Annotated in this window: 20 protein-coding genes and 6 tRNA genes; 14 read left to right on the plus strand and 12 right to left on the minus strand. The window is 69.0% G+C overall.

Annotated elements, in window-relative coordinates; all coding sequences use genetic code 11:
• Nucleotides 1–97 precede the first annotated feature (97 nt).
• Complete coding sequence (locus QLQ86_RS14910) at nucleotides 98–1,456, plus strand: aminotransferase class III-fold pyridoxal phosphate-dependent enzyme (protein WP_282817471.1); 1,359 nt, start codon at nucleotides 98–100, stop codon at nucleotides 1,454–1,456.
• 13 nt (nucleotides 1,457–1,469) lie between these two features.
• On the opposite strand, the gene QLQ86_RS14915 is transcribed toward QLQ86_RS14910, so the two are convergent.
• The 6 genes from QLQ86_RS14915 to hemA all read right to left on the minus strand — a co-directional run bounded on the left by QLQ86_RS14915 (nucleotide 1,470) and on the right by hemA (nucleotide 7,050).
• Nucleotides 1,470–2,360, minus strand: coding sequence for a LysR family transcriptional regulator (locus QLQ86_RS14915; protein ID WP_282817549.1), 891 nt, complete (start codon nucleotides 2,358–2,360; stop codon nucleotides 1,470–1,472).
• A gap of 25 nt (nucleotides 2,361–2,385) precedes the next feature.
• Nucleotides 2,386–3,147, minus strand: coding sequence for a HesA/MoeB/ThiF family protein (locus tag QLQ86_RS14920; protein WP_282817550.1), 762 nt, complete (start codon nucleotides 3,145–3,147; stop codon nucleotides 2,386–2,388).
• Nucleotides 3,148–3,155: 8 nt separating this feature from the next.
• Nucleotides 3,156–3,656 carry an Lrp/AsnC ligand binding domain-containing protein gene (locus QLQ86_RS14925; RefSeq protein ID WP_282817472.1) on the minus strand — a complete coding sequence of 167 codons (501 nt, stop codon included), beginning with the start codon at nucleotides 3,654–3,656 and terminating at the stop codon, nucleotides 3,156–3,158.
• A gap of 149 nt (nucleotides 3,657–3,805) precedes the next feature.
• Entirely contained in the window at nucleotides 3,806–4,681 is an 876-nt protein-coding gene (prmC, locus tag QLQ86_RS14930; RefSeq protein ID WP_282817473.1) for a peptide chain release factor N(5)-glutamine methyltransferase, read from the minus strand.
• Complete coding sequence (gene prfA, locus QLQ86_RS14935; protein WP_282817474.1) at nucleotides 4,678–5,772, minus strand: peptide chain release factor 1; 1,095 nt, start codon at nucleotides 5,770–5,772, stop codon at nucleotides 4,678–4,680. The genes prmC and prfA overlap by 4 nt, the downstream gene beginning before the upstream one ends.
• A gap of 9 nt (nucleotides 5,773–5,781) precedes the next feature.
• Complete coding sequence (gene hemA / locus QLQ86_RS14940; RefSeq protein WP_282733744.1) at nucleotides 5,782–7,050, minus strand: glutamyl-tRNA reductase; 1,269 nt, start codon at nucleotides 7,048–7,050, stop codon at nucleotides 5,782–5,784.
• 202 nt (nucleotides 7,051–7,252) lie between these two features.
• Between hemA and QLQ86_RS14945 the strand changes: the two genes are divergently transcribed.
• From QLQ86_RS14945 to QLQ86_RS14985, 9 genes are all read left to right on the plus strand, one after another.
• A complete protein-coding gene (locus QLQ86_RS14945) occupies nucleotides 7,253–9,019 on the plus strand; it encodes a tetratricopeptide repeat protein (RefSeq protein WP_282733743.1) in 1,767 nt (588 codons plus the stop codon).
• A gap of 23 nt (nucleotides 9,020–9,042) precedes the next feature.
• Entirely contained in the window at nucleotides 9,043–9,654 is a 612-nt protein-coding gene (gene lolB, locus QLQ86_RS14950) for a lipoprotein insertase outer membrane protein LolB (RefSeq protein WP_282817475.1), read from the plus strand.
• A 1-nt stretch (nucleotide 9,655) separates the two neighbouring features.
• On the plus strand, nucleotides 9,656–10,525 hold the full coding sequence (ispE, locus tag QLQ86_RS14955; RefSeq protein WP_282817476.1) for a 4-(cytidine 5'-diphospho)-2-C-methyl-D-erythritol kinase: 870 nt from the start codon (nucleotides 9,656–9,658) through the stop codon (nucleotides 10,523–10,525).
• Between the two features lie 57 nt (nucleotides 10,526–10,582).
• Nucleotides 10,583–10,657 (plus strand) — tRNA-Gln (locus tag QLQ86_RS14960).
• Nucleotides 10,658–10,721: 64 nt separating this feature from the next.
• Nucleotides 10,722–11,663 (plus strand): ribose-phosphate pyrophosphokinase, encoded by a 942-nt coding sequence (locus QLQ86_RS14965; RefSeq protein ID WP_181243486.1) that lies wholly within the window; start codon nucleotides 10,722–10,724, stop codon nucleotides 11,661–11,663.
• Nucleotides 11,664–11,789: 126 nt separating this feature from the next.
• Nucleotides 11,790–12,443, plus strand: a complete 654-nt coding sequence (locus QLQ86_RS14970) for a 50S ribosomal protein L25/general stress protein Ctc (RefSeq protein WP_282733740.1) — start codon at nucleotides 11,790–11,792, stop codon at nucleotides 12,441–12,443.
• Between the two features lie 159 nt (nucleotides 12,444–12,602).
• Nucleotides 12,603–13,193 carry an aminoacyl-tRNA hydrolase gene (gene pth, locus QLQ86_RS14975; protein WP_282817477.1) on the plus strand — a complete coding sequence of 197 codons (591 nt, stop codon included), beginning with the start codon at nucleotides 12,603–12,605 and terminating at the stop codon, nucleotides 13,191–13,193.
• A 194-nt stretch (nucleotides 13,194–13,387) separates the two neighbouring features.
• Entirely contained in the window at nucleotides 13,388–14,479 is a 1,092-nt protein-coding gene (gene ychF, locus QLQ86_RS14980; RefSeq protein ID WP_282817478.1) for a redox-regulated ATPase YchF, read from the plus strand.
• Between the two features lie 55 nt (nucleotides 14,480–14,534).
• Nucleotides 14,535–14,611 (plus strand) — tRNA-Met (locus QLQ86_RS14985).
• 285 nt (nucleotides 14,612–14,896) lie between these two features.
• Here QLQ86_RS14985 and QLQ86_RS14990 read toward each other — a convergent pair.
• Nucleotides 14,897–16,195, minus strand: coding sequence for a M18 family aminopeptidase (locus QLQ86_RS14990; protein ID WP_282817479.1), 1,299 nt, complete (start codon nucleotides 16,193–16,195; stop codon nucleotides 14,897–14,899).
• 143 nt (nucleotides 16,196–16,338) lie between these two features.
• Between QLQ86_RS14990 and QLQ86_RS14995 the strand changes: the two genes are divergently transcribed.
• Complete coding sequence (locus tag QLQ86_RS14995) at nucleotides 16,339–18,390, plus strand: carboxy terminal-processing peptidase (RefSeq protein ID WP_282817480.1); 2,052 nt, start codon at nucleotides 16,339–16,341, stop codon at nucleotides 18,388–18,390.
• Nucleotides 18,391–18,672: 282 nt separating this feature from the next.
• On the opposite strand, the gene QLQ86_RS15000 is transcribed toward QLQ86_RS14995, so the two are convergent.
• The 5 genes from QLQ86_RS15000 to QLQ86_RS15020 form a co-directional block, all read right to left on the minus strand.
• Nucleotides 18,673–18,748 (minus strand) — tRNA-Asn (locus QLQ86_RS15000).
• A 47-nt stretch (nucleotides 18,749–18,795) separates the two neighbouring features.
• Nucleotides 18,796–18,871, minus strand: a tRNA-Asn gene (locus tag QLQ86_RS15005).
• A gap of 61 nt (nucleotides 18,872–18,932) precedes the next feature.
• A tRNA-Asn gene (locus QLQ86_RS15010) sits at nucleotides 18,933–19,008 on the minus strand.
• A gap of 144 nt (nucleotides 19,009–19,152) precedes the next feature.
• Nucleotides 19,153–19,229, minus strand: a tRNA-Met gene (locus QLQ86_RS15015).
• An 85-nt stretch (nucleotides 19,230–19,314) separates the two neighbouring features.
• Nucleotides 19,315–20,280, minus strand: coding sequence for a choline ABC transporter substrate-binding protein (locus tag QLQ86_RS15020; RefSeq protein ID WP_282733735.1), 966 nt, complete (start codon nucleotides 20,278–20,280; stop codon nucleotides 19,315–19,317).
• Between the two features lie 183 nt (nucleotides 20,281–20,463).
• Here QLQ86_RS15020 and betI point away from each other — a divergent pair, with 183 nt between their 5' ends.
• From betI to betA, 3 genes are read left to right on the plus strand one after another with little or no spacing between them, the layout of a single operon-like run.
• Nucleotides 20,464–21,069 (plus strand): transcriptional regulator BetI, encoded by a 606-nt coding sequence (gene betI, locus QLQ86_RS15025; RefSeq protein ID WP_282733734.1) that lies wholly within the window; start codon nucleotides 20,464–20,466, stop codon nucleotides 21,067–21,069.
• A 12-nt stretch (nucleotides 21,070–21,081) separates the two neighbouring features.
• Nucleotides 21,082–22,551, plus strand: coding sequence for a betaine-aldehyde dehydrogenase (betB, locus tag QLQ86_RS15030; RefSeq protein ID WP_282817481.1), 1,470 nt, complete (start codon nucleotides 21,082–21,084; stop codon nucleotides 22,549–22,551).
• A 9-nt stretch (nucleotides 22,552–22,560) separates the two neighbouring features.
• Nucleotides 22,561–24,267 (plus strand): choline dehydrogenase, encoded by a 1,707-nt coding sequence (gene betA, locus QLQ86_RS15035; RefSeq protein WP_282817482.1) that lies wholly within the window; start codon nucleotides 22,561–22,563, stop codon nucleotides 24,265–24,267.
• Nucleotides 24,268–24,533: the final 266 nt, after the last annotated feature.

Here is a 24,533-nt window from a genome sequence, read left to right on the forward strand (position 1 = left end):
GGGTTCACTCACGCAAGGGTCAGCAGGAGAGCCTTTTATCGGCTCGACGCTACCCCCATCCTCCAGTGAGGACCACGCCCCGACCGAGGAGACCCCCATGACGGCGTCTACCGCTCCTGCCCCCCATGCCGTAGAGAACGACAAGGGATCCAGCCCGCTCAACCACCACTACTGGATGCCGTTCAGCGCCAACCGCGACTTCCATGCCCATCCGCGAGTGATCACCGCCGCCGAGGGACGCTACTTCATCGACGACCGCGGCCGGCGACTGTTCGACTCCCTCTCCGGCCTCTGGACCTGCGGCGCCGGCCACAACCGCGCCGAGATCCAGCAGGCGGTGGCGGCCCAGTTGGGCCGGCTGGACTACGCCCCGGGCTTCCAGGTCGCCCACCCGCTGGCCTTCGAGCTGGCCGAACGGGTGGCGGCGCTGACCCCGCCGGGGCTAGACCACGTCTTCTTCACCGACTCCGGCTCAGAGTCCGCCGACACCGCGGTGAAGATGGCGCGTGCCTACTGGCGCCTCCAGGGGCGTCCGGAGAAGACCCGGCTGATCGGCCGCGCCAAGGGCTACCACGGCGTCAACGTGGGCGGCACCAGCCTCGGCGGGATCGGCGGCAACCGCAAGCACTACGGCCAGCTGCTGGACGTCACCCACCTGCCCCACACCCTCCAGCCGGCCCTCGCCTTCACCCGCGGCCAGGCCGACAGCGGGGCGGAGCTCGCCGACGCCCTGCTCGACCAGATCGCCCTGCACGATGCCTCCAGCATCGCCGCGGTGATCGTCGAGCCCATGTCCGGTTCGGCCGGGGTCATCGTGCCGCCGAGGGGCTACCTCGAACGGCTGCGCGAGATCTGCTCCGCCCACGATATCCTGCTGATCTTCGACGAGGTGATCACCGCCTTCGGCCGCGCCGGTGCGCGCACCGGGGCCGAGGCCTTCGGGGTCACCCCAGACATCATGAACGTGGCCAAGCAGCTCACCAATGGCGCGGTGCCCATGGGGGCCGTGATCGCCTCCCGGGAGATCTTCGACACCTTCATGGCGGGTGGCGGGCCGACGCACGCCATCGAGTTCCCCCACGGCTATACCTACAGCGCCCATCCCGTGGCGTGCGCCGCAGCACTGGCGACGCTGGACCTCTTCGAGCGCGAGGACTTCCCAGCGCAGGTGCGGGCCATCGCCCCGGCGTTCGAGGAGAAGCTCCACGCCCTCAGGGGCCGCCCGCACCTGGTGGATATCCGCAACCACGGACTGGCCGGGGCCCTGCAGCTCGCGCCCCGCGACGGTGATCCGACCGTCCGCCCCCGGGACGCCCACCTGGCGCTCTGGGAGGCGGGGTTCTACGTGCGCTATGGCGGCGACACCCTGCAGTTCGGCCCGCCCTTCGCCAGCACGGAGACGGAGCTCGAGCGGCTGTTCGATGCCGTGGCCACGGCCCTGGACCGGCTGGCGTGACGCGCATCGGCGCCTAGCCGAGTGCGGCCAGGAAGGCCTCCAGTACGCGATGGGGACGCCGGTCGCGCTGGGTGATCGCCACCAGGGGGATGCGGTAGTGGCAGCTATCGGGGCAGAGGGCCCTCAGCCGGCCGGCCGCCACCCAGGGCGCCGCCAGGTGGTCGGGCAGGTAGCCGATATAGCAGCCGGTGAGGATCAAGAAGGCCGCGCCCTCGCGATCCGATGCCGTGGCGGCCCCGTGCAGCCGCGCATGGGCCGCCCGGGCGGCTTCCGGCAGCGGGTAGCCGGGCACCACTGCCTCGTGGGCCGCCAGGCGCTGCGGGTCCGTCACCGCCTCGGCGAAGAGCGGATGGCTGTCGGCACAGTAGAGCAGGGAGCGCTCATCGTAGAGCGCTTCGCTCGCCAGGCTCGACGGCAGGTTGACCTCGGGCACGACCCCCACGTGAAGCCGGCCGTCCACCACGCCCCGGGCGATGCTGTCGGGCGCCTCCATGGCGATGTTGATGCGCACCTCCGGGCCCCGCGCCTTGAGCTCGGCCAGGGCGTGGGTGATGTGCATCTCGGGCATGCTGACCAGGTTGTCGGTGATGCCGATGTTGAGCTCGCCACGCAGGCTCTCGTGCAGTCCGTTCACCTCGGTGCGAAAGGTCTCCAGGGAGGCCAGCAGGGTGAGCCCCGCCTCGTAGACCTGGCGCCCCTCCTCGGTGAGCGAGAAGCCGCCGCGGCCTCGCTGGCAGAGCCGCAGCCCCAGGCGACGCTCCAGGTCGTTCATGTGCAGGCTGATGGCCGAACGGCCGACGCCGAGCACCCCCTCGGCGGCGGAGAAGCCGCCGCACTCCACCACCGCCTTGAAGACACGGATCAGGCGGATGTCGAAGTCGCTGACCTGGCCCAGGGGGGCCACCGGGTGGTCGCTCACGGGCCCCTCCTCAGGACGGCCCGCAGACCGGACAGGCAGGGTCGCGGGGCACCCGGAAGTGGCGCCACTGGCCGCCGAGGCCATCGAAGGTGGAAAGCCCGCGATGGGGCGTGCCGGCACCGCTGACCAGCTTGATCGCCTCCAGGGCCTGGAAGCTGCCGATCAGCCCCACCAGGGGCGCCACCACGCCGCTCTCGGCGCAGCTGAGCGCCTCGTCGCCCTCCTCACTCTCCCCTCCCCCAGGCGGATAGAGGCAGGCATAGCAGGGGGAGTCGGGGTCACGGGCATCGAAGACGGCAAGCTGGCCGGAGAAGCGGATGGCCGCCCCGGAGACCAGCGGCACCCGCGCCGTGCGGCAGGCGGCGTTGATGGCGTAGCGGCTGGAGAAGCGGTCGGTGCAGTCGAGCACCACGTCCGCCTCGCCGACCGCCCGCGCCAGCGCCGCGCCGTCGAGATGCTCGGTGATCGCTTGAATCGTGCAGCCGGGGTTGAGGGCGAGCGCCGCCTCCCGGGCCGACTCGGCCTTGTTGCGGCCGAGGTCCGCGGTGGCGTGGGCGATCTGGCGCTGCAGGTTGGAGAGCTCGACCTCGTCGGCATCGGCCAGGGTCAGCCGGCCCAGGCCCGCGGCCGCCAGGTAGAGGGCCACCGGTGAGCCCAGCCCACCGGCGCCGACCACCAGGGCGTGGCCGGCCAGCAGCCGCTCCTGGCCGTCGATATCGACCTGGTCGAGCATGATCTGGCGGCTGTAGCGCAGCAGGGCCTGGTCATCCATCGCGGGGCTCACTTCTCGTCGAACTCCTCGATATCGGGCACGTGGAGGCTGAAGTCCTCCTTGACCTCCTCCATCACCACATAGCTCTTGGACTCCTTCACCCCGGGCAGAGTCAGCACCACGTCGCCGAGCAGCTGGCGATAGGCGGACATCTCGGGAATCCGGCACTTGAGGATGTAGTCGAACTGCCCCGAGACCAGGTGGCACTCCTGGATCTGCGGCAGCTTGGCCACGGCGCGACGGAACTCGTCGAACACCGCCGGCGACTGGGTCTCCAGGCTGATCTCGACGAACACCAGCAGATTGGCCTTGAGTGCCCGGGGGTCGAGCAGCGCCTTGTAGCCGCGGATGATGCCGGCGCGCTCCAGGCGCTTGACGCGCTCCAGGCAGGGGGTGGTGGAGAGCCCGACCCGGGAGGCCAGGTCGACATAGGAGATGCGGGCGTTCTCCTGCAGGCAGCGCAGGATCTTGAGGTCGATGCGGTCGAGCGAGCGGGTCTTGGCTTTCATGGTCGTGGGCGTGCCAATAGGAATGGGCAGTTCACGTCGTCGCGACAGCACGATCACCTGAAAATCACCCCACCAATGGCACCCCGGTGGGTTTCACGAATGCAAAGGCGACGAGACGTGGCGTTTTTTTCTGACCAAGATGTACCACATCACGACCGCCCCCCTCCAGTCCCGCCCTCAACGTGGCGTCCCAGGCTGACCCTGTCGTTGCCGCCGAGGTCGCGAAGCGTCGCAACCTGCCCATAGCCGGCGGCGGCGAGGGCGTCGCGCACCGCCTTCCCCTGGCCATGGCCATGCTCGAGCAGCAGCCAGCCCCCGGGCACCAGGTGGCCACGGGCCTCGCGCACCAGGTGGCGCAGGTCGGCCAGCCCCTCTTCGGCGGCCACCAGGGCGCTGTGCGGCTCGAAGCGCAGGTCACCCTGGCGCAGGTGCGGGTCGTCCGCGGCGATGTAGGGCGGGTTCGAGACGATGAGCGCGAAGCGCGCGCCACCGCCTTCGTGGCCCAGCGCCGTGAACCAGTCGCCCGCGCGGAAGTCGACGTTGTCGATGTCAAGGCGCTCGGCATTTTGCCGGGCCAGGGCCACCGCCTCCGGGCTCTGGTCGATGCCGACCACCGACCAGCCGGGCCGCTCGCTGGCGAAGGCCAGGGCGATGGCGCCAGTGCCGGTGCCGAGATCCAGCAGGCGGCCCCGCGGCGGCGCGCCATGCGCCAGGGCCGCCTCGACCAGCCGCTCGGTATCGGGGCGGGGAATCAGGGTGTGCGGCGAGGTGGCAAGTCGCAGCCCCCAGAACTCGCGCTCGCCGGTCAGGTAGGCCACCGGCTGGCCGGCGGCGCGCGCCGCCAGCAGCGCCTCGAAGCGGGCCCGCTCGAAAAGCGGCGCCTCGCCGTCACCCCAGGTGTAGAGCCAGGTGCGATCGACGCCCAGCGCGTGGCAGAGCAGCACCTCGGCATCGAGCCGCGCGCTCGGCGAACCGGCGTCAACAAGGCGCCGGGCGGCTCGGGCGAGCAGGGCGTCGAGGGTCATCCGGCGTCCTGCTGGAGGGCCGCCAGCTGCTCGGCCTGGTACTCGTGGATCAGCGGCTCGATCACGTCGTCGAGGTGCTCGCCGCTGACCACCTCGGAGAGCTTGTAGAGCGTCAGGTTGATGCGGTGGTCGGTGACCCGACCCTGGGGGAAGTTGTAGGTGCGGATGCGCTCGCTGCGATCGCCCGAGCCCACCAGGCTGCGCCGGGCATCGGCCTGCTGCTGCCGCTGGCTGGCCACGGCGCTCTGCTTGAGCCGGGCGGCGAGCAGCGACATCGCCTTGGCGCGGTTCTTGTGCTGGCTGCGCTCCTCTTGGCACTCCACCACCACGCCGCTGGGCAGGTGGGTAATGCGGATCGCGGAGTCGGTGGTGTTGACGTGCTGGCCGCCGGCACCGCTGGAGCGGAAGGTGTCCACCCGCAGGTCGTTCGGGTCGATATCGATGTCGCCCACCTCGTCGGCCTCGGGCATCACCGCCACCGTGCAGGCGGAGGTGTGGATGCGCCCCTGGGACTCGGTGGCCGGCACGCGCTGCACCCGGTGGGCGCCGGACTCGAACTTGAGCCGGGCATAGACCCCCTCGCCCCTGACCCGGGAGATGATCTCCTTGTAGCCGCCCTGCTCGCCATGGCTGGCACTGACCACCTCCACCTTCCAGCCGTGCTGCTCGGCATAGCGCGAGTACATGCGAAAGAGGTCACCGGCGAACAGCGCCGCCTCGTCGCCGCCGGTGCCAGCGCGGATCTCGAGGAAGACGTTGCGCCGATCGTCGGGATCCCTGGGCACCAGCAGCTGCTTGAGCCGGACCTCGAGTGCCTCCAGCCTGTCGCGCCCCTCGTCCCGCTCGAGCTCGGCCAGCTCGCGCATCTCGGCATCGGCATCGCCGAGGAGCTGCTCGGCGGAGGCGATGTCGGCCTCCACGGCGCGATACTCGCGCCAGGCCTCCACCAGGGAGTCGAGCTCGGCATATTCCCGCGAGTAGTCGCGGAAGCGGGTCTGGTCGCTGATCACCTCGGGCTCCGCCAGCAGGGCGGAAAGCTCCTCGAAGCGCTCGACGAAAGCGTCGAGGCGCTGGCGCAGGGTGGCTTTCATCGGCGCATCCTATCGGGAGTGGTCGGTGGATTCGTCCAGCAGCAGGGCGGTGGCGGCCTCCAGCAGGTCGCGACGCTCCCGGGAGGCCGCCTCGCGCATCGCCACGGTGGGACGGTGCATCAGCCGGTTGGTCAGCTGGTGGGCCAGGCGGCGGATCACCAGTTCCGGGTCCTCGCCGCGGGCCAGGCGCGCCAGGGCCTGCTGCTCGGAGAGCTCGCGCATGGCCTCGCCGCGGGCGCGCACGTCGCGGATCAGCTCGCCGCCGCTGCGGATCCGCCGCTCGTGCTGCCAGTTGCCCACGCCGTGCTCGATTAGCGACTCGGCCTGGTCGGCGGCCACCTGGCGATGCCGGCGGTTCTCCTCGATGACCTCCTGGAGGTCATCGACGGTGTAGAGGAAGACATCGCTGAGCTCGCCCACCTCGGGCTCGATGTCCCGGGGCACGGCGATGTCGACCATGAAGACGGGACGGTGGCGGCGCTTCTTCAGCGCCCGTTCGACCATGCCCTTGCCGAGGATCGGCAGGGGCGCGGCGGTGGAGGAGATCACGATGTCGGCCTCGACCAGGGCCTCGGGGATGGCATCGAGGGTGATCGCCTCGCCGCCCAGCGGCCCGGACAGGGCCTCAGCCCGCTCGCGGGTGCGGTTGGCCACGGTGAGCCGACGCACGCCGGCCTCGTGGAGGTGGCGCGCCACCAGCTCGATGGTCTCGCCGGCGCCGATCAGCAGTGCCCGCGAGCGGGTGAAGTCGCCGAAGATGCGGCTGGCCAGGCTCACCGCCGCGTAGGCCACCGACACCGGGTTGCGACCGATGCCCGTCTCGGTGCGTACCTGCTTGGCCACGGCGAAGGTGTTCTGGAACAGGCACTCCAGCTCACCGCCCAGGCCACGGGCCCGGCGGGCCGCCTGGTAGGCCTCCTTGAGCTGGCCCAGTATCTGCGGCTCGCCCAGCACCATGGAGTCCAGCCCCACCGCCACCCGCATCAGGTGCCGGGCCGCGTCGTTCTCGTGGAAGTGGTAGGCACAGCGCGTGAGGTCCTCCACCCTCAGTCCATGGAAACGGCCCAGCCAGTCGAGGATCTCGCGCTCGCCGACGGCCTCGGTCACGCAGTAGAGCTCGGTGCGGTTGCAGGTGGAGAGAACTGCTGCCTCGCGCACCTCCGGCAGGGCACGCAGCTCGGCCAGCGCCGCCTCCAGCTGAGTCGGCGAGAAGGCGACCTGCTCGCGCACCTCGATGGTGGCGGTCCGGTGGTTGATTCCCAGGGCAAGAAGCGTCATGCGTTCGGCGTCTTCGCGAGTCGTGGTTCCGGCAGGGGCGCAATGGTGGTGTCCGCTGACGCGGACCGCCCATCCTCGAAGCGCAGTATTCTACCACAGGCCGCCCGCCCGGGGCGCCATGACATGCCGTGACCGGGATCATGCTTTGCCCGGGGGAGCCGAGCCGTTATGCTGGCGACTCGTCCTTTGGCACGAGACGCGCATGCCCCGCGGAACGCTCTCCCGAATCACTCGTCGCTCCCCCCTGGCGCCAATGGCGCTGGCGATCCTGCTCGCCGGCTGCCAGGGCCTGCCGGGGGCCTCTTCGGCCGCCGAACCCGCCGAGGACCCGCTGGCGGGTGCGCCGTCGATCACCCGCGGGCTGGATGCCGAGAGCCTCTCCGGCCTGCTGGTGGCCGAACTGGCCGGACAGCGCGGCGACTATCCACGCGCCACCCGCGGTTTTCTGGACGTCGCCGAGCGCTATGGCTCCGCCCCCCTCGCCGAGCGCGCCACCCTGGCCGCCCGCTTCAGCGAGGACCCCCAGCTCCTCGATGAGGCCGCACGGCGCTGGCAGGCCCTGGCGCCGGAGAGCGACGCCCCGGCACGCCTGCTCGCCAGCCTCGCCATCCAACGCGGCGACTGGGATGCCGCCCTGGAACAGCGCCTGGCCGCCATCTCGCGCGGCGCACAGGAGGAGCTGACCGGCTTCGTGGAGAGTGCCCTCGAGGCCGGTGCCGACCCGGCGCCGTTGCTGGCCAGGATGCGCGAGCACCTGGCAGGGGCTGGCGAGGCAGACCACGACAGCGAGCTGGCCACCGCCCTGCTGGAGGCCGCCGCCGGTGAGCGTGCGGCGGCCGAGCAGCGCCTGTCGCGGCTGACGCGGGTCGCGCCCGAGCTGCCCGAGCTATGGCAGATCCGCGCCCGCCTGGCGCTGGAGGCCGACACTCCTTCGGCGGCACGAGCGGCGGCGCGACGCGGCCTGGAGGTGGCGCCGGGCGACCCGCGCCTGATGCTGCTGCTGGCCCGCGCCGAGATCCAGCTGGGCGGCATCGAGGCCGCAGAGGCCACCACCGACGCCCTGCTCGACGACCACGGCGACGACCCCGAGCTGCGCCTCGGCCTGGCACGGCTGTTCCTGGAAGAGGAGCACCTGCCCCCGGCGCGCCGCCTGTTGCTGCCCCTGGTCGGTGACGACGAGGCCCCGCCGCTGGCCTTCCTGCTGCTGGGCGCCATCGCCGAGGAGGAGGGCGAGGTGGACAACGCCCTTCTTTATTACCGCCAGGTGCCCGAGGGCGAGCAGTTCCTGACCGCCCGCCTGAGTGCGGCCAGGATGCTGATCGAGGATGACCGGCTGCTCGACGCGCGTGCCTTCCTGCGCCTCGAGCGGCTGCGCCATGAGGACTACCGCAGTGAGCTGGTCTCCTTGGAGGTCGAACTGCTCGACGAGGCCGGCCTCGTCGAGCAGGCGGATGCCCTGCTCGACAGCGAACTCTCGCAGCACCCCGATGACGAACGGCTGCGCTACCAGCGTGCCATGCGCGCCTTCGCCGATGGCGACCTCGCCGCCATGGAGGCGGACCTTCGCCATATCATCGAGGCCGATCCGGACAACGCCAATGCCCTCAACGCCCTGGGCTACACCCTCGCCGATGCCGACCTCGAGGGCCGGCTGGGGGAGGCACGCGAACTGATCGAGCGGGCCCACGCGCTGGAGCCTGGCAACCCGGCCATCCTCGACAGCCAGGGCTGGGTCCGCTATCGCCAGGGCGACCCCGAAGGGGCCCTGCCCTGGCTCGAGCGCGCCTGGTCGGCCATGCCCGACCAGGAGATCGCCGCCCACCTCATCGAGGTGCTCTGGGCGCTGGGCGAGGAAGAGCGTGCACGCGACCTGCTCGAGGAAGCCCGGCAACGCTTCGAGGAGCGCCCGCTGATCGACGAGCTGCTGCAACGCCACCCCGAGCTCGACGCGCCCGGGCGTGACGACTGACCCCCTGACGAACGGAACTCGCCATGACGACACTGCCGCGACTGTTGATCCCCCTGCTCGCCCTGGCCCTGCTGGCCGGCTGCGCCGGCCGGGCGCCCGCCCCCGAGGGCGAGCGCGCCGCGGGCCAGTGGGAGGATCAGGCCGAACGCCTGGCCGAACTCGACACCTGGGTACTGGTCGGCAAGGCCGGCCTGCGCACCCCCGAGGACTCCACCAGCGCCAACCTGGACTGGAGCCAGCACCCGCATTACTACCGGCTGCTGATCAGCGGGCCCTTCGGCAGCGGGCGCAGCACCCTGGAGGGACGCGAAGGGCGCTTCTCGCTGACCACCGCCGAGGGCCGCTTCGAGGCCGAGACCCCGGAGGCGCTGATGGAAGAGCAGCTGGGCTGGTCGCTGCCGGTCAGCGCGCTCTCCGACTGGATCCGCGGCCTGCCGGCGGACGACACGCCCCATCGACTGGAAGAGGACGAACTGGGCTTTCCCCTTCGCCTCGAGCAGGATGGCTGGGAGATCGAGTACCGCGACTGGGAGCGCGTCGCCGACCTCTGGCTGCCCAGGCGCCTGGTGATGGCCTATGACGACCTGCGAGTCACCCTGGCGGTCACCGACTGGCGCCCGGCCCTCGACGACTGACATGCCGCTGTCCCCCCCCCTTCCCGACACGATGGTGCTGCCGGCGCCGGCCAAGCTCAACCGCCTGCTGCACATCACCGGCCGCCGGCCGGATGGCTACCACGAGTTGCAGACGCTGTTCCAGTTCCTCGACATCGGCGACACCCTCACCCTGCGCGGCCGCGAGGACGGCGAGATCCGCCTCGCTCCCCGCCTGCCCGGGGTGGCGGCCGAGGACAACCTGATCGTGCGGGCCGCCCGCCTGCTGCAGGCCGAGAGCGGCTGCCGCCTGGGGGCGGATATCCTCCTCGAGAAGCGCCTGCCCCTGGGCGGGGGGCTCGGTGGCGGTAGCTCGGATGCCGCCACCAGCCTGCTCGGCCTCGATGCCCTCTGGGGACTCGGCCTCGACGTCGAACGCCTGGCGGGCCTCGGCCTCGCCCTGGGGGCCGACGTCCCGGTGTTCGTGCACGGGGACGCCGCCTGGGCCGAGGGAGTCGGCGAACGCCTCACCCCGGTCGAGCTCGATACCCCCTGGTTCGTGGTGCTTCACCCCGGCGTGACGGTCTCTACGCCGGCGGTGTTCAAGGCACCGCAATTGACACGCCACACCCCCCCGATTACCATGGCGCGCGCACTGCAGGGGGGAGCGGCGAGCTGGCGCAACGACTGCGAGCCCACCGTCCGGGCACTGTATCCCGAGGTGGCGCATGCACTCGACTGGCTGGCGTCCCGAGCGCCGACCATGCTGACCGGCACCGGCGCCTGTGTCTTTGCCCGGCTCGACAGCGAGGCCCAGGCCGACCGGCTCCTGGCCGAGGTTCCCGGCGGCTGGCAGGCCTTCAAGGCCCGCGGCCTGAATCGCTCACCTCTCCATGCTGCGCTGGGTCGATGACCCGCCCCGCCCACGGGCGCCAAGGCACCCGGGACGTCCCGGAGCGGATCAGGCTGCTGGGGCATAGCCAAGCGGTAAGGCAGCGGTTTTTGGTATCGCCATGCGGAGGTTCGAATCCTCCTGCCCCAGCCATTCCGCCCCGGAACGACCCTCGACCCGAATCCCTGAAGACCCAACACAGCAAAGGTGGCTGCGCGTGTCAAAATTGATGGTTTTCGCCGGGAATGCCAATCCCGAACTCGCCCGAAAGGTCGCCGAGAGTCTGGACACCTACCTGGGCAATGCCACGGTCGGCCAGTTCAGCGACGGCGAGGTCGCGGTCGAGATCAACGAGAACGTGCGCGGCAAGGATGTGTTCATCCTGCAGTCCACCTGTGCACCGACCAATGACAACCTGATGGAGCTGATCCTGATGGTGGACGCCCTGCGCCGGGCCTCCGCCACCCGGATCACCGCCGTGGTGCCCTACTTCGGCTATGCCCGTCAGGACCGCCGCGTGCGCTCCGCGCGCGTGCCGATCTCGGCCAAGATCGTCGCCGACATGATGGTCAAGGCCGGCGTCGACCGGGTCATGACCATGGACCTGCACGCCGACCAGATCCAGGGCTTCTTCGACGTGCCGGTGGACAACGTCTACGGCTCGCCGATCCTGCTCGACGACATCGAGCGCCAGAACTACGACGACCTGGTGGTGGTATCGCCGGACGTCGGCGGCGTGGTGCGCGCCCGCGCCATCGCCAAGCAGCTCAACGCCGACCTGGCGATCATCGACAAGCGGCGCCCCTCGGCCAACCAGGCCCAGGTGATGCACATCATCGGCGAGATCGAGAACCGCACCTGCGTGGTGGTGGACGACATGATCGACACCGCCGGCACCCTGTGCAAGGCCGGCGAGGCCCTCAAGGCCCGGGGCGCCCGGCGCGTGGTGGCCTACGCCACCCACCCGATCCTGTCGGGGCCGGCGGTGGACAACATCACCGGCTCGGTGCTCGACGAGGTGGTGGTGACCGACACCATCCCCCTCTCCGAGACCGCCCGGCGCAGCGGCAAGATCCGCCAGCTCAGCGTCGCCGGGCTGATCGCCGAGGCGATCCGCCGGGTCAGCAACGAGGAATCCGTCAGCGCCATGTTCCACTGACGCGGGTCCACCGGGACTCGCCCGGCGGGACAGGGCGCGGGACACATGCCCTGCGGGGCTCCCGGAAACGCCGCGGTCTGGTCGCGGGCCACGGCGCTTTCCTTACTTCCAGAAAGAGGCAATTCCATGTCCGATTACACACTCAATGCCAGCGTTCGCAGCGACCTGGGGAAAGGTGCGAGCCGCCGCCTGCGTCGTGCGAACGAACAGGTGCCGGCCATCATCTATGGTGGTGAGCAGGCGCCACAGCCCATCGCCGTCGACAAGACCAGCTTCTACAAGGCGCTGGAAGACGAGGCCTTCTTCTCCTCCGTGATCAACCTGCACGTGGATGGCCAGGCTCAGCAGGTGGTGGTCCGTGATCTGCAGCGTCACCCCTACAAGCCGCTGATCACCCACGCCGACTTCCTGCGGGTCGATGCTACCCACGAGATCACCCTGCGCGTGCCGCTGCACGTCGTGGGCGAGGACAAGTGCAAGGGCATCAAGGACGACGGCGGTGAACTCCACGTGCTCTCCAACGAGGTGGAGGTCAGCTGCCTGCCCAAGGACCTGCCCGACTTCCTGGAGGTCGACATCACTGAGGTCGAGCTGGGTACCACCCTGCACCTCTCCGACCTGACCGTGCCGGCCGGCGTGACCCTGGTCGCGCTCACCCATGGCGAGGATCATGACAACGCCGTGCTGAGCATCACCAAGCCCAAGGTCCGTGATACGGAAGAGGACGAGGAAGGCGGTGAAGCCGCCGAGGGCGAAGAAGGCGAAGGTAGCGCCGAGTAAGCGCGCTTGCCCGGGCCATGCTCTGCATGGCCCTCCCTTCATCGATCAAGCGCCTCGGCGCTTGATTTTTTTGTGGCCGTCCCTCCCTGGCGGCCATCCTACGGGCCGCCGCTAACGCGACGTCAAAAATCATTCCCGATGATTTTTTGGAGACACGACATGAGCCAGGTCAAGGCGATCATTGGACTGGGCAATCCCGGCGCCGACTACGCGGCCACCCGCCACAATGCCGGTGCCTGGCTGGTGCAGGCCGTGGCGCGGGCGGCGGGCGGCGAGCTGCGTCCGGACAGGAAGTTCCTGGGCCTGCACGCCAGGGTCCACCTGGACGGCCAGGACGTGCACCTGCTCGAGCCCACCACCTTCATGAACCGCAGCGGCGGCGCCGTGGCGGCCCTCTGCCAGTTCTTCAAGCTGGCACCGGGCGAGCTGCTGGTGGCCCACGATGAGCTCGACATGCCGCCGGGTACGGCGCGCTACAAGACCGGCGGCGGCCACGGCGGGCACAACGGCCTGCGCGACATCATCCGCGCCCTGGGCAACGACCGGGCCTTCCACCGCCTGCGCATCGGCATCGGCCACCCCGGCGACAGCCGCCAGGTGACGAACTACGTGCTGAGCCGGCCCGGCAAGGCCGAGCGCGCCGCCATCGACGCCGCCATCGACGAGTGCCTGGCCACCCTGCCCCAGGCCTTGGCCGGTGACTGGGCGAAGGCCATGAACCGGCTGCACAGTTTTACAGCGCCGAGCTGAAAGCACCGAGCTACAAGGGGACCGACGACGGGCAGCCATGCCCGGAACGACACTGCCCGAGGCCGAATCCGACCTGCATCGTCGAGGGCCCGTATCTTCGCGGCTTGGCCGCTCGGTGCTTGTAGCTTGGCGCTCCGCGCTTCCGTAGAATACACGCCACTTTCCAATCGCGAACTCGCTTCCAGGAAGATCTCATGGGTTTCAACTGCGGTATCGTCGGCCTGCCCAACGTCGGCAAGTCCACGCTGTTCAATGCGCTGACCAAGTCCGGCATCGACGCCGAGAACTTCCCCTTTTGCACCATCGAGCCCAACGTGGGCATCGTGCCGATGCCCGACCCGCGCCTCGACCGGCTCGCCGAGATCGTCAAGCCGCAGAAGGTGATCCCCACCACCATGGAGTTCGTCGACATCGCCGGCCTGGTGGCCGGCGCCTCCAAGGGCGAGGGGCTGGGTAACAAGTTCCTGGCCAATATCCGCGAGACCCAGGCCATCGCCCATGTGGTGCGCTGCTTCGACAACGACAACGTGATCCACGTCGCCAACCAGGTCGACCCGCGGGCCGATATCGAGATCATCAACATGGAGCTGGCGCTGGCCGACCTCGACACCGTCGAGCGCGCCATCCAGCGCCTGGTGCGCGTGGCCAAGGGTGGCGACAAGGAGGCCATCGCCACCAAGGCGATCCTCGAGCGCATCCAGCCCCACCTGGCCGAAGGCCTGCCGCTGAGAAGCGCCGGCCTCACCGACGACGAGAAGTACCAGCTCAAGAGCTTCGGCTTCCTGACCCTCAAGCCCACCATGTACATCGCCAACGTCAACGAGGATGGCTTCGAGGCCAACCCCTACCTCGAGGTGGTCAACGAGATCGCCGCCGAGGAAGGCGCCGTGGTGGTGCCGGTGTGCAACCAGCTGGAGGCCGAGATCGCCGAGCTGGAGGACGAGGAGCGCGCCATGTTCCTCGACGAGATGGGCATGGAGGAGCCGGGGCTCGACCGGGTGATCCGCGCCGGCTATGCCCTGCTCGGGCTGCAGACCTACTTCACCGCCGGGGTCAAGGAGGTGCGCGCCTGGACGGTGAAGGTGGGCGCCACCGCCCCCGAGGCCGCCGGGGTGATCCACACCGACTTCCAGAAGGGCTTCATCCGCGCCGAGGTCATCGCCTACGAGGACTTCGTCTCGCTGGGCGGCGAGCAGGGCGCCAAGGACGCCGGCAAGTGGCGCCTGGAGGGCAAGGAGTACATCGTCCAGGACGGCGACGTGATCCACTTCCGCTTCAATGTCTGAGGCACGAAATCCTTGACCCGACGAGGCAAAGTCCTTAAACTTCGCCCCCGTTGTTGGCTACGTAGCTCAGCTGGTTAGAGCACATCACTCATAATGATGGGGTCCCCTGTTCAAATCAGGGCGTAGCCACCAGATACCGAAAACCCGGTGCCCCTGGCGCCGGGTTTTTTCATATTACAACTCCTGCCCATCCGTACTCCAAGCTTACCCGGGAGCAGGCCCCGGGGTGCCGGACCATCGAGGAGGCGCTGTAAATACCTCCCTGTACGCTACCGATGCCCTGCTTCGCTCTCGCATCCTGCTCCGCTTGCAGGTCCAGTGCTGGCCATCCATGGCCAGCCCGTTCGGAGGAATCCTCCTCACCCCTGGCATAGGACCTCCTCTACGCTCTGCTCCCGGCGCCTCTCGTACGTCGCTCTAGGCCAGTTCGGGGCGATCGAAGAAGGCGGTCAGCACCCGCGTAAGATGCTCCACGTCCCGGGCGCCGGCGGTCTCGCGGATCGAGTGCATGGCCCACTGGGGCACGCCCACGTCCAGGGTCGGCACGCCGAGCTCGGTGGCGGTGATCGGGCCGATGGTGCTGCCGCAGCCCATGTCGGCCCGGGTCACGAAGCTCTGCACCGGTACCTCGGCCGCGCGGCAGAGGTCACGGAACAGCGCCGCCGTGGCGCTGTTGGTGGCATAGCGCTGGCTGGCATTGACCTTGATCACCGGTCCGCCGTTGAGCACCGGCCCGTGGGCGGCATCGTGCTTGTCCGGGAAGTTGGGGTGCAGGGCATGGGCATTGTCGCAGGAGATCAGCCGCGAGGCCTGGATCAGGCGAATGAAGCCCTCCTCCCCCGCCTCGCCGAGTTGGGCATTCACCCGCCGCAGCACGTCACCGAGGAAGGGACCCTGGGCGCCGCAGGCGCTGGCACTGCCCACCTCCTCGTGGTCGTTGGCCACCAGCACCGCCCCCTGGCGACCGTCGCTCTCCAGCAGGGCCTCCAGGCCGATGAAGCAGGAGAGCAGGTTGTCGAGCCGGGCACTGGCGATCATTTCGCCGTCGACCCCGACCCGGGACGGCGGCTGCATGTCGCGGAAGGCGAGCTCGAAGTCGAGGAGCTCGACGTCCTCGAGCCCGTGCTGCTCGGCGACCCAACCCGCGAGCAGGCGCTCGAGGTCGGGCCGCCCCCCGCCCTGCAGGAAGACCGGGGCCATCTCGGTCTGGGCATTGATGGCACGGCCATTGTTGGCCTCGCGGTCCAGGTGGATGGCCAGGCTCGGGATGATCGCCACCGGCTTTGCGACATCGAGCAGCACGCCCTCGATGCGGCCATCGGCGTGGCGCAGGTGCACCCGCCCGGCCAGCCCCAGGTCGCGATCGAACCAGGGCGCCAGCAGGGCCCCGCCATAGACCTCGACGCCGAGTTGGAGCCAACCCGCCGCACTCTGGGCGGGGTTGGGCTTGAGGCGCAGGCCGGGGCTATCGGTATGGGCACCGACCAGCCGCAATGCCGTGAGCCGCTCACGGGGCAGCTGCAGGGCGACGAGCGAGGAGTCATTGCGGGAGACGTAGACACGCTCACCGGGCGACAGGCGCCAGGCCTCGGTCTCCTCGAGACGCCGGTAGCCGGCCTCCTCGAGGCGCCTGGCCATGTTGGCCGTGGCATGCCAGGGCGTGGGGGATCGACGCAGGAAGTCGAGCAGGCGCTCGAGTCGGGCATCCTGGGACATGGAATTCCTCTATCACGGGGCATTTCGGGGGTCTTGGCGGCACGACCAAGCTGGTACAATAACCGTTCGGTCCATGCAACTCGTCAGCCGGGTCGGAGTCTGGATAGATAGTAAGTGTACACGAATCGGGGAGTGCTTCATCGATGAGCCTGTTTGTCACCCTTGGGCGTTCAGCGGCCCTGGCCCTGCTGCTGGCCACCACGCCGTTACTGGCCGCCGTCGAGCCGAACGACGCCCAGCGCCAGGTGGCCGCGGAAGTGGCCGAGTCGCTGCGCTACGGCCACTATGCGGATATCAGCCTCGACGACGACTGGTCACGGCGCGCCTACTCGCGCTTCCTGGACATCCTCGATGGCCAACGCGCCTACCTGCTCGACCGCGACGTGGCCGCCTTCAACGACCTGGAAACCGGCATGGACGAGGCGCTGCTCGACGGCGACCTGACGCGCCCCTTCGCCCTCTATCAGCGCTACCACGAGCGCGCCGAGGCGCGCTTCGAATGGCTGCTCGACCGCCTCGACGAGGGCGTCGACTTCGCCTTCGACAGCGAGCAGCGCCTGGAGCTCGAGCGTGAGGACGCCCCCTGGGCCGGTCGCGAGGCGACCCTGGACGAGCTGTGGATGAAGCGGCTCAAGAACGCCGCCCTGACCCTGGCCATCAGCGACCAGGACGCCGAGCAGGTGGAAGCCAACCTGCGCCAGCGCTACGAGGGGCAGCTGTCGCGCCTGCGCCAGACCAACGAGGAGGACGTCTTCGGCCTCCTCATGGCCGCGGTGACCGGCAGCATCGACCCCCACAGCGAGTACCTCTCGCCGCGCCAGGGCGAGTCTTTCGACATCCAGATGCGCCTCTCGCTGGAGGGTATCGGTGCCCTGCTCCAGGCCGACGGCGAGTACGTCAAGGTATCGAGCCTGGTACCGGGTGGCCCCGCCGAGCGGGCCGGGGCCCTGCAGCCGGCCGACCGCATCGTCGGCGTGGGCCAGGAGGGCGAGGAGATCGTCAACGTGGTGGGCATGCGCCTCGACGACGTGGTCGACATGATTCGCGGCCCCAAGGGCTCGGTGGTGCGACTCGACGTGGTACCCGCCCAGGCCGTCGACATGACGCGCTCCAAGGTCATCGAGATCACCCGCGACACCGTGGACCTGGAGGACCAGGCCGCCCAGGGCGAGGTCGTCGAGATCGCGCGGGACGACGGCACCCACCGCCTCGGGGTGATCAAGATCCCCACCTTCTACGTGGACTTCGATGCCTGGCAGGCCGGCGAGGAAGACTACCGCAGCACCACCCGCGACGTGGCCAAGGAAGTGGAACGGCTCCAGGACGAGGGCGTCGAGGGCATCGTGCTCGACCTGCGCAACAACGGCGGCGGCGCCCTGCAGGAAGCCAACTCACTGATCGGCCTGTTCATCGACCGCGGCCCCACCGTCCAGGTCCGCGATGCGCGCGGCCGCATCAGCCTCTACGGCGACACCGAAAGCGGCACCCTCTACGACGGCCCCCTGGCCGTGCTGGTCAACCGCCTCTCGGCCTCGGCCTCCGAGATCTTCGCCGGGGCCATCCAGGACTATGGCCGGGGCCTGGTGGTGGGCACCGACACCTTCGGCAAGGGCACGGTCCAGACCCTCAACGAGCTCAGCCATGGCGAGATCAAGCTGACCCGCGCCAAGTTCTACCGCATCTCCGGGGAAAGCACTCAGCATCGCGGCGTGGAGCCGGACATCCGCTTCCCGAGCCTGATCGACCCGGAACTGATCGGCGAGAGCAGCCTCGACAACGCCCTGGAATGGGACACGGTGCGCGAAGTGCAGTATCGCACCTACGGCGAGCCCCGCCAGTACCTGGAGACGCTGCGCAGCCGCCATCGCGAGCGCGCCGAACAGCACCCGAACTTCCACTACCTCGAGCAGCAGTCCGCGCTGGCCAGTCGTCTTCGCGAACAGCACACCAGCGTCAGCCTCAATCGCGAGCAGCGCCAGCGCGAGGTGGAGGCCCAGGAGGCCGAACAGCTCGCCCTGGAGAACGAGCGCCGACGCGCCCTGGGCCTGGACCCGCTGGAGGAGTGGGTCGATGCCCGTGACGAGGAGGACAGCGAAGAGGAGCCGGTCGATCGTGCCCAGATCCTGGAGGCGGCCCAGATCCTGCTCGACTACACCCAGCTTGATGGCACCTGGCACTACGCCAAAGGCACCTGAACACAGCGAATGGACAGCGGCTTCGCTACGGAATCGGCAAACAAGGTCGCCGGCCCCCAGGGCCCGGCGTCCCTGTATTTGCGGCTCGCCATCCGGAGACCGGGACAGCCATGGCGTGCGACCTTCCCGCGAAGAGGCTCACACGAAGAGCGCCCCTGAAGGCCGCAGGAGGCCAGCCGACGGGTGACGACAAGACCCTGGAATGGCAGCAGTTTTCCGGCGAGAAGCCGGTGAGGCATCGGCGCGAGGGAGACGCAGGAGAGGAGGATGGCCAGACAGGACTGGCTCCCCGAACAGGACTCGAACCTGTGACCCAGTGATTAACAGTCACTTGCTCTACCAACTGAGCTATCGGGGAACGATGCAGGATAATGCGAGGGGATGCGGCAGGCAGCTAGGAGCGGTTGGCTCCCCGAGCAGGACTCGAACCTGCGACCCAATGATTAACAGTCATTTGCTCTACCAACTGAGCTATCGGGGAATAACCGCATGCCGCACTGTGCCTGTCATGGTAACGAGATCCTTCGCCGCTTGAGCGAAGCTGGCTCCCCGAGCAGGACTCGAACCTGCGACCCAATGATTAACAGTCATTTGCTCTACCAACTGAGCTATCGGGGAATGACCTCAAGCACGGGGCGTAGTATACGGATCGGGCCCGTAAGGTCAAGCGGGGATTGGCATTCCCCTCCCCTCGCGAGGCGCACCGGGATCCGACGGAAAACGCCCGCCGGCGCGAGGCCTGGCGGGCGTTTTCGTGTGTCCTGGTGGCTACGCCCTGATTCGAACAGGGGACCCCATCATTATGAGTGATGTGCTCTAACCAGCTGAGCTACGTAGCCTTATCAACGGCTTGCCCGACCACAGCCGGGTAACGGGGAGGGATTATGCACGCGGGCCCGCTGCATGGCAAGCCCGCGTGGCCCTTCACGCCTCGATGTCGAGGGCGCGCTTGACCGCCGGCAGCGCCGGCTCGCCCTCGCGGGTCTCGACGCCCTCCAGCCAGACTTCCAGGACCTCGGGGTTGGCCTGCAGGTAGGCGCGGGCGGCATCACGGGGGTCCTCGCCATCGTCCATGATCTCGCCCATCAGCTGGTTCTCCATCTCGAGGGTGAACTCGAGGTTCTCCAGCAGCGCACCGACGTTGGCGCACTCCTCGACGTAGCCGCCGCGGGTGTTGGTGTAGACGGTGGCGCCGCCGAGGTCGGGGCCAAAGTAGTCATCGGCACCTTCCAGGTACGCCATGTCGAAGTTGGTGTTCATCGGGTGCGGCTCCCAGCCGAGGAACACCATCCACTCCTCCTCCGGCGCCCGGGCACTCAGCTCGGCAAGCATGCCGGCCTCGCTGGAATCGATCAGCTGCCAGTCGCCCAGACCGAAGGCGTCATCGTCGATCATCTGCTGGATCAACTGGTTGCCGTCGTTGCCGGCCTCGATGCCGTGAATCCGGCTGTCGAACTGCTCGGCATGCTCGGCGAGATCGGCCACCGAGGTGACGCCGGCGTCGTGGACGTACTGCGGTACCGCGAGGGTGTACTTGGCGCCCTCCAGGTTGGCCCCCAGGCGCTCGACATCGCCATCCTCGACGTAAGGGTCGCTGATCGACGCCATGGAGGGCATCCAGTTGCCCAGGAAGACGTCGAAGTCGTCGTTCTTCATGCCCTGGTAGGCGATGGGGACGGAAACGGTGTCGATGCGAGTCTGGTAGCCCATGGCTTCCAACACTTCGGTGGTGAGTGCGGTGGTCGCGGTGATGTCGGTCCAACCGACCTCGGCGAAGCGCACGGTCTCGCAGCTCTCGGGCTCGGCGGCCTGCAGCGGCGAGGCGGAGACGCCGATGGCGGCGACACCGAGCCCCAGGGTCAGGCGACGGTTCAGGTTGCGGGTGAGCATGGAGGCATTCCTCTTGTTGGACATGAAGTATAGCCGCGGTGGCAGCACCACGAGCCAGCGGGATCCTTTGCCAGGCACTTTATTGATTGAACGTTCAATAAAGAAATGGCAAGCTGTGCACATGGTAACCATGCTTCATGTGGTGGTTGCAAGATCAATTCCCCGGGAAAGGAGCCAGCAACGGTGCCCAAGGTTGGAATGGAACCCATCCGCCGCCAGCAGCTGATCAAGGCCACCATGGCGGCGATCGACGAGGTCGGCCTGGCCGATGCCACGGTGATGCGCATTGCCCGCCACGCGGGCGTCTCCGCCGGGATCATCAGCCACTACTTCGGCGGCAAGGACGGCCTGCTGGAGGCCACCATGCGCCAGATCCTCAGCGATCTGGGCGAGGCGGTGGCGGCGCGGCGCCGCGAGCTCACCACCACGAGCCCCAGGGACCACATCGGCGCCATCATCGACGGCAACTTCGATCGCAGCCAGGTGACCGGGCCGGTGGCCAAGACCTGGCTGGCCTTCTGGGCCAGCAGCATGCACAAGCCGGAGCTGGCGCGCCTGCAGCAGGTCAATGACCGCCGCCTCTACGCCAACCTCTGCCACCAGTTCCGCCGCCTGATGCCCCGTGACGAGGCCCGCGCCTGTGCCCGCTCGCTGGCCGCCCTGATCGACGGCCTGTGGCTGCGCGGTGCCCTGACCCTCGAGGGCCTGGACAGCGACGAGGCGCGTCGCCTGGCCCGGGACTACCTCGATCGCCTGCTCGGTACCCGAGACACCCTTTCCCCTTCCTGACTGGAGGTCACCATGCCATTCCTCGAGACCCAGACCCTCTACATCGACGGCCGTCGCACGGCCGCCACCTCCGGCGAGACCTTCTCGGTGATCAATCCCTTCGACGGCTCGCGGCTTGCCGAGGTGCAACAGGCCGCCGAGGCCGACGTGGACGCCGCCGTGGCCGCGGCCCGCAAGGGTCAGCGGGCCTGGGCGGCGATGACCGGCATGGAGCGCGGCCGCATCCTCAACCGCGCGGTGGCGCTCTTGAGGGAGCGCAATGACGAGCTCGCCGAGCTCGAGACCCGCAACACCGGCAAGCCGATCAGCGAGACGGCTGCGGTGGACATCGTCACCGGCGCCGACGTCCTCGAGTACTACGCCGGCCTGGCGTCGGCCATCGAGGGCAGCCAGATTCCGCTGCGCGAGGAGTCCTTCGTCTACACGCGTCGCGAGCCGCTGGGGGTGATCGGCGCCATCGGCGCCTGGAACTATCCCATCCAGATCGCCTGCTGGAAGAGTGCCCCGGCGCTGGCCGCCGGCAACGCCGTGGTCTTCAAGCCCAGCGAGGTCACTCCGCTGACCACCATGCGGCTCGCCGAGATCTTCACCGAGGCCGGGCTGCCCGACGGGGTCTTCAACGTGATCCACGGTGACGGCAGCGTCGGTGCCCTGATGACCGGACACCCTGGCATCGACAAGGTCTCCTTCACCGGGGAGGTGGGGACCGGCAAGAAGGTGATGGCCGCCGCCGGGGGCTCCACCCTCAAGGACGTGACCATGGAACTGGGCGGCAAGTCGCCGCTGATCGTCTTCGCCGACGCCGACCTCGACCGCGCCGCCGACGCTGCCATGATGGCCAACTTCTACTCCAGCGGACAGATCTGCACCAACGGCACCCGGGTCTTCGTCGAGGGCGCCGTCAAGGAGGCCTTCGAGGCGAGGATTGCCGAGCGCGTGGCGCGCATCAGGGCCGGTGACCCGCTGGACCCGAGCGTCAACTTCGGCCCCCTGGTGAGCTTCGAGCACCAGGCCAAGGTGCTCTCCTACATCGCGCTGGGCAAGCAGGAAGGGGCCAGGGTGCTGGCCGGCGGCGAAGCCTGGAACGACGGCGAGCGGGCGAACGGCGCCTGGGCGGCCCCCACGGTATTCACCGACTGCACGGACGAGATGCGCATCGTGCGCGAGGAGATCTTCGGCCCGGTCATGGCGATCCTGGCCTTCTCTGACGAGGAGGAGGTGATCCGCCGCGCCAATGACACCCACTACGGGCTGGCCGCCGGGGTCTTCACCGAGCGCCTCAACCGCGCCCACCGGGTGATCCACCGCCTGGAGGCGGGCATCTGCTGGATCAACACCTGGGGCGAGTCCCCCGCCGAGATGCCGGTGGGCGGCTACAAGCAGTCCGGCGTGGGCCGCGAGAACGGCCTCGAGACCCTGGCCCACTACACCCAGACCAAGTCGGTGCAGATCGAGATGGGCCCCTTCGCGTCGGTGTTTTAAGGAGATCCCATGTCCCGGAACCATGAATTCGACTACATCATCGTCGGCGCCGGGTCGGCCGGCAACGTGCTGGCCGCTCGCCTGACCGAGGACGAAGGCGTCAGCGTGCTGCTGCTCGAGGCCGGTGGCCCCGACCACCGCTTCGACTTTCGCACCCAGATGCCGGCGGCGCTGGCCTATCCGCTGCAGGGCAAGCGCTACAACTGGGCCTTCGAGACCGACCCCGAGCCACACATGGATGGCCGACGCATGGAGTGCGGCCGCGGCAAGGGGCTGGGGGGCTCCTCGCTGATCAACGGCATGTGCTACATCCGCGGCAACGCCCTGGACTACGACCACTGGGCCGAGGCGCCGGGCCTGGCGGACTGGGCCTACGCCGACTGCCTGCCCTACTTCCGGAAGTCCGAAAGCCGCGACATCGGCCCCGACGCCTACCATGGCGGCGACGGGCCGGTGAGTGTCACGACCCCGAAAGAGGGCAACAACCCGCTCTACCGGACCTTCATCGAGGCGGGCAAGCAGGCCGGCTACCCGGAGACCGAGGACGTCAACGGCTACCAGCAGGAAGGCTTCGGCCCCATGGACCGCTTCGTCACCCCGAACGGCCGGCGCGCCTCCACGGCCCGTGGCTACCTCGACCAGGCCAGGGGGCGGGCGAACCTGACCATCGAGACCCACGCCCTCACCGACGTCATCGAGTTCGAGGACAAGCGGGCCGTGGGCGTGCGCTACTTTCTCAAGGGCAATCGCAAGGGCGGGGAACGCCAGGCCCGTGCCCGCCGCGAGGTGCTGCTGTGCGGCGGGGCCATCGCCTCGCCGCAGATCCTGCAGCGTTCGGGCGTGGGCCCCAAGGAGGTACTGGACGAGTTCGGCATCGCACCGGTACAGGTCAACGACAACGTCGGCGCCCACCTCCAGGACCATCTGGAGATGTACATCCAGTATGAGTGCACCCAGCCGATCTCGCTCTACCCGGCGCTGAAGTGGTGGAACCAGCCGAAGATTGGCGCCGAGTGGCTCTTCCTGGGCAAGGGCGTGGGCGCCAGCAACCAGTTCGAGGCGGCGGGTTTCATCCGCAGCAATGACCAGGAGGCGTGGCCCAACCTGCAGTACCACTTCCTGCCCATCGCCATCAGCTACAACGGCAAGAGCGCGGTGCAGGCCCACGGCTTCCAGGCCCACGTGGGCTCCATGCGCTCCGAGAGCCGCGGCCGCATCCGCCTCACCTCCCGGGCCCCCGAGGCGGCACCGAGCATCCTCTTCAACTACATGGCCAGGGAGAAGGACTGGCAGGAGTTCCGCGATGCCATCCGCCTGACCCGCGAGATCATCGCCCAGCCCGCCTTCGACCCCTACCGCGGCCGGGAGATCTCGCCGGGGCCGGACGTGCAGTCCGACGCCGAGCTGGATGCCTTCGTCAAGGCCCATGCCGAGACCGCCTACCACCCCTGCGGCAGCTGTCGGATGGGCGAGGGCGACGATGCGGTGGTGGACGGCCAGGGCCGGGTGCACGGCGTGGAGGGGCTCAGGGTGGTGGACGCCTCGCTGTTCCCGGTGATCCCCACCGGCAACCTCAACGCGCCGACCATCATGCTCGCCGAGAAGATCGCCGACCGCATCCGCGGCCGCGAGCCGCTGCCGAGAAGCGACGCCCCCTACTACGTGGCGGGCGACGCCCCGGCCCGCGGCAAGCCCCAGCGCCGCCTCGACGGATAACGCCAGTGCCTCGGCACCACTGCGCCCCGCCCTGCCCTGCAGCGCGGGGCGTTTTGACATGATGGCTTTACCGATTAGCGAGAGGCGCCGGGGGCAGGCTTGGAGGGGGTCCTATGCCAGGGGTGAGGAGCACTGCTCCGAACGGACTGGCCATGGATGGCCAGCACCGGACCTGCAAGCGGAGCGGGACGCGAGAGCGAAGCAGGGCATCGGTAGCGCCCAGGGAGGGGTTCACAGCGCCCCGATCAAGCCTGCCGCCGGAAAAG

Origin of the sequence: Halomonas rhizosphaerae (assembly GCF_030012485.1) — a bacterium.
Classification (GTDB): Bacteria; Pseudomonadota; Gammaproteobacteria; order Pseudomonadales; family Halomonadaceae; genus Halomonas; species Halomonas rhizosphaerae.

What these genes read in the sequence shown, in the direction of transcription:
- QLQ86_RS14910 (WP_282817471.1), top strand. Translation starts at nt 98, where the DNA reads ATGACGGCGTCTACCGCTCCTGCCCCCCATGCCGTAGAGAACGACAAG.
- QLQ86_RS14920 (WP_282817550.1), bottom strand. Translation starts at nt 3,147, where the DNA reads ATGGATGACCAGGCCCTGCTGCGCTACAGCCGCCAGATCATGCTCGAC.
- QLQ86_RS14925 (WP_282817472.1), bottom strand. Translation starts at nt 3,656, where the DNA reads ATGAAAGCCAAGACCCGCTCGCTCGACCGCATCGACCTCAAGATCCTG.
- prmC (WP_282817473.1), bottom strand. Translation starts at nt 4,681, where the DNA reads ATGACCCTCGACGCCCTGCTCGCCCGAGCCGCCCGGCGCCTTGTTGAC.
- prfA (WP_282817474.1), bottom strand. Translation starts at nt 5,772, where the DNA reads ATGAAAGCCACCCTGCGCCAGCGCCTCGACGCTTTCGTCGAGCGCTTC.
- hemA (WP_282733744.1), bottom strand. Translation starts at nt 7,050, where the DNA reads ATGACGCTTCTTGCCCTGGGAATCAACCACCGGACCGCCACCATCGAG.
- QLQ86_RS14945 (WP_282733743.1), top strand. Translation starts at nt 7,253, where the DNA reads ATGCCCCGCGGAACGCTCTCCCGAATCACTCGTCGCTCCCCCCTGGCG.
- lolB (WP_282817475.1), top strand. Translation starts at nt 9,043, where the DNA reads ATGACGACACTGCCGCGACTGTTGATCCCCCTGCTCGCCCTGGCCCTG.
- ispE (WP_282817476.1), top strand. Translation starts at nt 9,656, where the DNA reads ATGCCGCTGTCCCCCCCCCTTCCCGACACGATGGTGCTGCCGGCGCCG.
- QLQ86_RS14970 (WP_282733740.1), top strand. Translation starts at nt 11,790, where the DNA reads ATGTCCGATTACACACTCAATGCCAGCGTTCGCAGCGACCTGGGGAAA.
- pth (WP_282817477.1), top strand. Translation starts at nt 12,603, where the DNA reads ATGAGCCAGGTCAAGGCGATCATTGGACTGGGCAATCCCGGCGCCGAC.
- ychF (WP_282817478.1), top strand. Translation starts at nt 13,388, where the DNA reads ATGGGTTTCAACTGCGGTATCGTCGGCCTGCCCAACGTCGGCAAGTCC.
- QLQ86_RS14990 (WP_282817479.1), bottom strand. Translation starts at nt 16,195, where the DNA reads ATGTCCCAGGATGCCCGACTCGAGCGCCTGCTCGACTTCCTGCGTCGA.
- QLQ86_RS14995 (WP_282817480.1), top strand. Translation starts at nt 16,339, where the DNA reads ATGAGCCTGTTTGTCACCCTTGGGCGTTCAGCGGCCCTGGCCCTGCTG.
- QLQ86_RS15020 (WP_282733735.1), bottom strand. Translation starts at nt 20,280, where the DNA reads ATGCTCACCCGCAACCTGAACCGTCGCCTGACCCTGGGGCTCGGTGTC.
- betB (WP_282817481.1), top strand. Translation starts at nt 21,082, where the DNA reads ATGCCATTCCTCGAGACCCAGACCCTCTACATCGACGGCCGTCGCACG.
- betA (WP_282817482.1), top strand. Translation starts at nt 22,561, where the DNA reads ATGTCCCGGAACCATGAATTCGACTACATCATCGTCGGCGCCGGGTCG.